The sequence below is a fragment of the Chamaesiphon sp. VAR_48_metabat_135_sub genome (genome assembly GCF_031418915.1).
Classification (GTDB): Bacteria; Cyanobacteriota; Cyanobacteriia; order Cyanobacteriales; family Chamaesiphonaceae; genus Chamaesiphon.
On record NZ_JANOJV010000081.1, the window covers coordinates 1 to 6168 of the forward strand.

7 protein-coding genes and 1 CRISPR repeat array are annotated in these 6168 nt (G+C 44.9%); all 7 genes read left to right on the forward strand.

Going from position 1 to position 6168, the window contains the following annotated elements:
• Nucleotides 1–930 (forward strand): type I-E CRISPR-associated protein Cse1/CasA (gene casA / locus RMO55_RS06385; protein ID WP_310424997.1); only part of this gene is annotated, 930 nt, incomplete at its 5' end.
• Complete coding sequence (gene casB / locus RMO55_RS06390) at nucleotides 927–1499, forward strand: type I-E CRISPR-associated protein Cse2/CasB (protein ID WP_310424999.1); 573 nt, start codon at nucleotides 927–929, stop codon at nucleotides 1497–1499. The genes casA and casB, both read left to right, overlap by 4 nt.
• A gap of 192 nt (nucleotides 1500–1691) precedes the next feature.
• Nucleotides 1692–2828, forward strand: coding sequence for a type I-E CRISPR-associated protein Cas7/Cse4/CasC (gene cas7e / locus RMO55_RS06395; protein WP_310425002.1), 1137 nt, complete (start codon nucleotides 1692–1694; stop codon nucleotides 2826–2828).
• A gap of 5 nt (nucleotides 2829–2833) precedes the next feature.
• Nucleotides 2834–3475 (forward strand): type I-E CRISPR-associated protein Cas5/CasD, encoded by a 642-nt coding sequence (gene cas5e / locus RMO55_RS06400; protein WP_310425005.1) that lies wholly within the window; start codon nucleotides 2834–2836, stop codon nucleotides 3473–3475.
• The gene (cas6e, locus tag RMO55_RS06405; RefSeq protein WP_310425007.1) at nucleotides 3457–4077 is read left to right on the forward strand and encodes a type I-E CRISPR-associated protein Cas6/Cse3/CasE; all 621 of its coding nucleotides are present in this window, start codon (nucleotides 3457–3459) and stop codon (nucleotides 4075–4077) included. Before cas5e ends, cas6e begins: the two co-directional genes overlap by 19 nt.
• 266 nt (nucleotides 4078–4343) lie before the next feature.
• The gene (cas1e, locus tag RMO55_RS06410; RefSeq protein WP_310425010.1) at nucleotides 4344–5252 is read left to right on the forward strand and encodes a type I-E CRISPR-associated endonuclease Cas1e; all 909 of its coding nucleotides are present in this window, start codon (nucleotides 4344–4346) and stop codon (nucleotides 5250–5252) included.
• On the forward strand, nucleotides 5252–5533 hold the full coding sequence (gene cas2e / locus RMO55_RS06415; protein WP_310425012.1) for a type I-E CRISPR-associated endoribonuclease Cas2e: 282 nt from the start codon (nucleotides 5252–5254) through the stop codon (nucleotides 5531–5533). Before cas1e ends, cas2e begins: the two co-directional genes overlap by 1 nt.
• 168 nt (nucleotides 5534–5701) lie before the next feature.
• A CRISPR array of direct repeats spans nucleotides 5702–6102; the repeat unit is 29 nt; unit sequence GTTTTCCCCATATATGTGGGGGTGTTCCG.
• Nucleotides 6103–6168: the final 66 nt, after the last annotated feature.

Sequence of the window (6168 nt, forward strand, 5' to 3'; positions counted from 1 at the left end):
TTTAATGGCGAAGATTCACCCAGTTGGGAACGTCCTTTATTTCCACCTGCCAACCGCATCCCATCGGGATATGTCGATCATTTGACCTATCAATATCGAAGATGTCGAATATTTCTTGAGGGTGAAAACGTGGTTAGCGCAGCATCTCATCCTGGTGATAAATTGCCAAGAGATTTATCAGCACAAACTTGGGAATGTGCTATTCCTTATGTAAAAAATCCGAAAGGTTCGTTTCCACTTCGACTTAATTTAGATCGATCTCTTTGGCGAGATTCTGCTGTATTTCTTCAATCATCTGATTCGTCAGTTCGTCCACGTATTATCGATTGGATTGCGGATCTAAAAGATGCGGATCTAATTGAAGAAATCATTCATCTTCAAGTTCTAGGATTGACTGTTGATAATGCTAAACCGTTGGGATGGACTAGCGCACAATTTTCTGCACCAATAATTTATCTAACTAATCGAGATTTGTGGAGTAGTTTATCAAAAGCACTGAAAATCGCTGAAGAACATCAACAAATATTTAGATCGTTCAAAGGTAGTCCATATCATACTTTAGCTGAAACTCTAAAGAATGGTGATGCTGGCAAACTAGCTGGAACTCTAAATGGAGAATCTCGATATTGGGCAACACTCGATCGAGAGTTCCAGATTCTACTCGCAAAACTACCAGAGGATAAAACGATCGATGCTAATGGCACCACCTACGGAATCAAGGAATTACCACTCTGGACAGAAACCGTTCAAAGAGCCGCCCGTCGAGCATTTACAGATTCGATCGAGTCTATCCGCAACTATGAAGCTAGAGCCAAAGCACTGCGATCTCTAGAGTTCCAACTAGCTAAATTACGGGGTGAAGAAAAAGATAAAAAGACTAAGAAAACTAGTAAAAAAGTTCCAGCTAATCAACAACTTGCACTATTATGACTACCACTAAATCGAACAAGTCACCACAGCTAGAACGAGCCGAAAAATTCTTAGCCAGTTTACATAAACGGATTGACAAAGATAATGGAGCCAAAGCCGAACTCAAACGAGCATTATCGGGTGAAGAACGACATATTCGGAATACTTATGCTCTAGTTTTACCTTATTTAGGAGATGTAAAAGAGTGGCAGCAAGATGTCTGGATTTTAGTTGCTGCTTTATCGGCTTATTATCCCCAGGAAATTAGAGCAGAGCAACGAAATTTTGGATCTAGTTGTCGGGGACTAGATAGTAGTAATGATTCTGGAGGTGTAGATCGTCGCTTTCGGGCATTACTAGATACTTCTTTGACAGATATTCGATCGCCTTTGACTAATTTGGTTCGTCAGATGAAATCTAAAGGTGTTCGCGTTGATTATCCTCAGCTTTTAGTAGATCTACTGCAATGGGAACACTCCAATCAGTATATCCAAGATCGATGGGCAAGAACCTTTTGGGGTGCTGCTGTTGCCGATTCGGAACCCACCCCTAACCCCTCCGAGGAGGGGAATAAGAGGGAAGAATCCTAGATGGGGAATTCAAATTAATTACTGACATTGACTAATCAGGCGTTGCTGAATTGATGTATGAAACCCTTGGTAGGGGCAATTCATGAATTGCCCCTACCAAGGTTTCATACATCGCATAATTGGTGAATCATACATGGAATCAGCAACGCCACTAATCATTTCTATCCGTCCACAAACTAGGAATTTATCATCATGAAAATTGAAATTCACATTCTCCAAAGCTTCCCTCCTGCCAACCTCAATCGCGACGAAAATGGGATGCCAAAATCCACTGTTTTTGGTGGTCGTCCCAGAGCCAGAATCTCTAGCCAATGCCAAAAACGGGCTGTCAGACTGTTCTACCAACAAAATTCAGATCTGCAACCCTCCCATTTTGCCCAACGTTCGAGAGCATGGATGCCAGAACTAAAACAACTATTACTTAATGCAAATATTGCAGAGGCACAGGCTGAAATTGCTGCAAAACTTGCGCTAGCAGTGCTAGGAGCCAAAATTGAAGGCGATGGGGTAGTCGAGTCTAAAACAATTCTCTTTTTGGGTAGAACAGAAATTGCCACAATTGCCGATATTTTGACTAAAAACTGGTCGGCAATTGAACCTAGCCTCCAAGCAAAAGAACCAAGTCTGCCAACTAAAGAACCCAACGTCCCTAAACTGATTGAAAAAGCTTTAGCTGATAAAGGTAAACCTGGCGATGTGGCGTTGTTTGGGCGAATGATGGCGGCATTACCTACCGTTAATGTTGATGCTTCGGTGCAAATGGCACACGCGATTAGTGTGAATACTTTACAACAGGAATTCGATTTCTTTACCGCTGTAGACGATCTGGGATCTGGTGAAGACCAAGGTGCAGATCATATTGGTGAGACAGGCTATAATAGCTCGACTTATTATCGATATACCAATGTCGATATCGAGCAACTAACCAAGAATCTTGGCTCATCAGAATCGGTACAAGATGTAGTTAAAGCCTTTGCACAAGCTTTTGTGCAAGCCATTCCTAGCGGACATCAAAATAGTTTTGCGGCACACACTCCACCAGCTTTAGTAATGGTAGTAGTTCGTAAGGGTCAACCAATTTCGCTCGTCGATGCTTTTGAAGAACCCGTGCGTCCTAATGGTAACAAAAGCTTACTAGATAATGCCGTAATAGCGATCGATGCTCATTGGGCAGATCTGATTAAAATGTACGGTAACAAAACTGAGTATGTTGGCGTAGTTACTCGATCGAAATTAGCCGCAGGTTTAACAAATCTCAAAAGCGAAGAGAAAGACTCAGTTGAAGAGCTGCTAACCGCTGCTTTCGCGATCGCATTTCCAGGAGCCTAGTCACTATGACAACTTTATTAATGCGAATGCGTGCGCCGATGATGAGTTGGGGCGACCATAGCCGCTTCACTATCCGCGACACGCGACGAGAACCAACCAAATCGGCAGTAATTGGGCTGCTCTGTGCCGCCCTCGGTCGTCCCCGCTGGGAACCAGTTGATGATTTAGCAGCCCTCAAAATGGGGGTGAGAGTCGATCGAGAAGGCGTGATGTTATGCGACTATCACACCGTGATGGATAGCATCAGATCTAGCGGTAAACCAGGTGATACGGTTTTGAGCGATCGATATTATATGGCTGATGCCGATTATCTGGTTGGGCTAGAAGGCGATCGATCTCTACTCGAAACCCTTAATATTGCTCTAGAATCTCCTTGCTGGCAGCTTTACTTCGGGCGCAAAAGCTTCATTCCTAGCTGTCCGATCGGGATTGGAATTGTTGACTCAGAGCTAGTCACAGCCCTTCAGCAGCACTCCAATTTGTCAAAAAAGCCGAAACACCCTCCCGAATTGCGGTACGTGTTGGAGGTCGAAAATGGCTTGGATACGCGGCGAGATGTGCCCCTGGATTGGCAAAAACGATTATTTGGTAGTCGATGTGTAGAGACAAAATATCTGGAGGTGGTGACATGTATCTCTCCCAACTAATTTTGAACGATCGCGATCGCAAGGTACTCCACGATCTCGGCAATATTCACAATCTGCATCGAAGTATCATGCAAGCATTTCCCGATGAAAAACGGGAGCAAGCACGAGCGAATTGGCAGGTATTATTCAGGCTCGAATCCGATAGTAATGTCCTGCTAGTGCAGTCAGAATTAGAGCCAGATTGGGGTAAATTGCCTTTGACCTATCTCCGTCAGCAGCAGTGTAAACCATTTCAGCCAGAAGTCAGTCAATTTTCGGTCGATCGACTGCTCCGATTCCGGCTCAAAGCTAATCCCAGCAAACGTGACAAGGAAACGAGAAAAACTGTCGGTTTATATTATCAACCCGACCAAGAGGCTTGGTTTACACGACAAGCCGCCCAGCATAGTTTCAGTGTAGAGGGGCTGGATATTATTCCAGCGGCTAATTTATGGGGCGCAAAAGCCAAGGGTCAACCCCAAATCAAAATTCACACGGCATTATTTCAAGGCGTTCTCAAGGTGCAAGATTCAGCATTATTTGTGAAGGCTGTTCGGCAAGGGATCGGTAAGGGTAAATCTTATGGATGTGGTTTATTATCTTTGTCCAAATTGAGTTACTAGAGAGCCAGGATAATTGGGATTTTACAACGACTAGAAGTCGTCGCTAATGATGCGAAGTCCACCTACGCGGACTGAATTTTCTAGTCCGCGTAGGCGGACTTCGTAATCCGAGCGGCGATTTCAATCGCACGGCTTTCTGATTATCAATTTCGATCGATCTTAATTCTCAACCCGGAAAGTTTTCTGCCGAGTTGATTAGTTAATCTAGAACCATCAACACAAATTTGCTCTACCGCAACTAAAAATTATGGAAATAACTACTAACTATGGCTACATTACGCACATTACCAAAATGCAGAGACAACATTAGTTTTCTCTATTTTGAGCATTGCAGAATCGAACAGGACGAGCGAGCGATCGCAATTTTCAAGGAAAAGGATAAATTTCTGATTCCCTGTGCCAGTATTGCCACTCTATTGCTTGGTCCTGGTACGAATATTACTCATGCAGCGATCAAAGCTCTGGCTGAAAGTGCCTGCGATGTGCAGTGGGTGGGTGCGGATTTATTTCGCTTCTATGCCAGTGGCAAAGGCAGTTCGGGCAATACCAAACGACTGCTACACCAAGTCAATATCTGGGCTGACTCGATTAAAAGACTCGCTGTCGTGCGGGGCATGTATCAATTTCGGTTTAAGGATAACCTACCGGAGGATCTTACCCTGCAACAGATTCGCGGACATGAGGGGGTGCGAGTGCGAACTCTCTACCGTCAATTGAGCGATCGAACTGGAGTAGAGTGGAAAAATCGCGACTACAAGCAGGAGAATTGGCATGATGCTACGCCGATAAATCAGGCTCTATCGATCTCTAATAGCTGTCTGTATGCTGTCTGTCAGTCTGCCGTTCATTCAGTGGGTTACTCTCCAGCTCTAGGTTTTGTCCACACAGGTAAACCTTTATCCTTTGTCTATGATATTGCTGACTTGTACAAGGCGGAAACGACGATTCCGGCTGCCTTTGAAGCTGTAGCTAGTCCCTATACCGATCTAGATTCGACTGTCCGTCGGATGTGTCGGGAAAAATTTAGCGATGCTCGGCTGATGCACCGGATTGTCGCCGATATCGATCGACTCTTGCAATATGGCAATCCCGATGATGAAGCAGAGCCATTTTGCTTCCTTTGGGACGACCAATTGGAATGGGTGGAAGGCGGCAAAAACTGGGGGGATAACTAATGGTGGTCATCATTCTCGAAAATGTCCGTACTAGTGTCAGGGGCGAACTCAGTCGGTGGCTATTTGAAGTCAAGGCTGGTGTCTTCACTGGACGGATCTCGGCGTTGGTACGCGAGGAACTATGGCTGGAGATCGAGCAGAAACTCGGCAAGGGTTCGGCGATGATGATCTATCCAGCTAATAACGAGCAGGGCTTTAAGGCGAAAACTTTGGGCAATCCTGGTCGGATGTTGGTTGATGTGGAAGGGCTATTATTGGTGAAAACCAGCTTACTCATCTAATCGATCTTCGATGTCGGCAATAGTTCTTGAATTTTTGCCGAGTTGGTGAAAATCTCAGGAGATTTCTCCAGAGCTAATAGCTGAAACCCAGTAATTTCATTAGGACTCGATCGGACATAGGAGGTATGAATTTCGTAAAACCTAGATAAGATCGCATATTATGGAAGAGTTTTCCCCATATATGTGGGGGTGTTCCGCAAAAGGTAAAGTTTATATTACTGGAGTTCGTCGTTTTCCCCATATATGTGGGGGTGTTCCGGCTTGCTCTGTCTTTCGATCTAAGGCTTCAATCGTTTTCCCCATATATGTGGGGGTGTTCCGGTTTGTATCTCGCACGGATGGCGATCGTGCTAAGTTTTCCCCATATATGTGGGGGTGTTCCGATTACAGCACTCGACTCGTACCACCATTATCAGGTTTTCCCCATATATGTGGGGGTGTTCCGAGATCACCTCGAAAATGGTGCTGATGGTGAATGTTTTCCCCATATATGTGGGGGTGTTCCGCAGCAAATCCATTTTGCGGTGTGGAGTAACCAGCGTTTTCCCCATATATGTGGGGGTGTTCCGGCGTAAAATTCGCTAGATCGTGCCTAACAGATAGTAATAGCGTGGTGTGTGGGGATTGTGGGTTCG

Excerpts from the sequence above, each read along its gene's own strand:
- cas1e (WP_310425010.1), top strand. The coding sequence starts at position 4,344 with ATGGCTACATTACGCACATTACCAAAATGCAGAGACAACATTAGTTTT.
- cas7e (WP_310425002.1), top strand. The coding sequence starts at position 1,692 with ATGAAAATTGAAATTCACATTCTCCAAAGCTTCCCTCCTGCCAACCTC.
- casB (WP_310424999.1), top strand. The coding sequence starts at position 927 with ATGACTACCACTAAATCGAACAAGTCACCACAGCTAGAACGAGCCGAA.
- cas5e (WP_310425005.1), top strand. The coding sequence starts at position 2,834 with ATGACAACTTTATTAATGCGAATGCGTGCGCCGATGATGAGTTGGGGC.
- cas6e (WP_310425007.1), top strand. The coding sequence starts at position 3,457 with ATGTATCTCTCCCAACTAATTTTGAACGATCGCGATCGCAAGGTACTC.
- cas2e (WP_310425012.1), top strand. The coding sequence starts at position 5,252 with ATGGTGGTCATCATTCTCGAAAATGTCCGTACTAGTGTCAGGGGCGAA.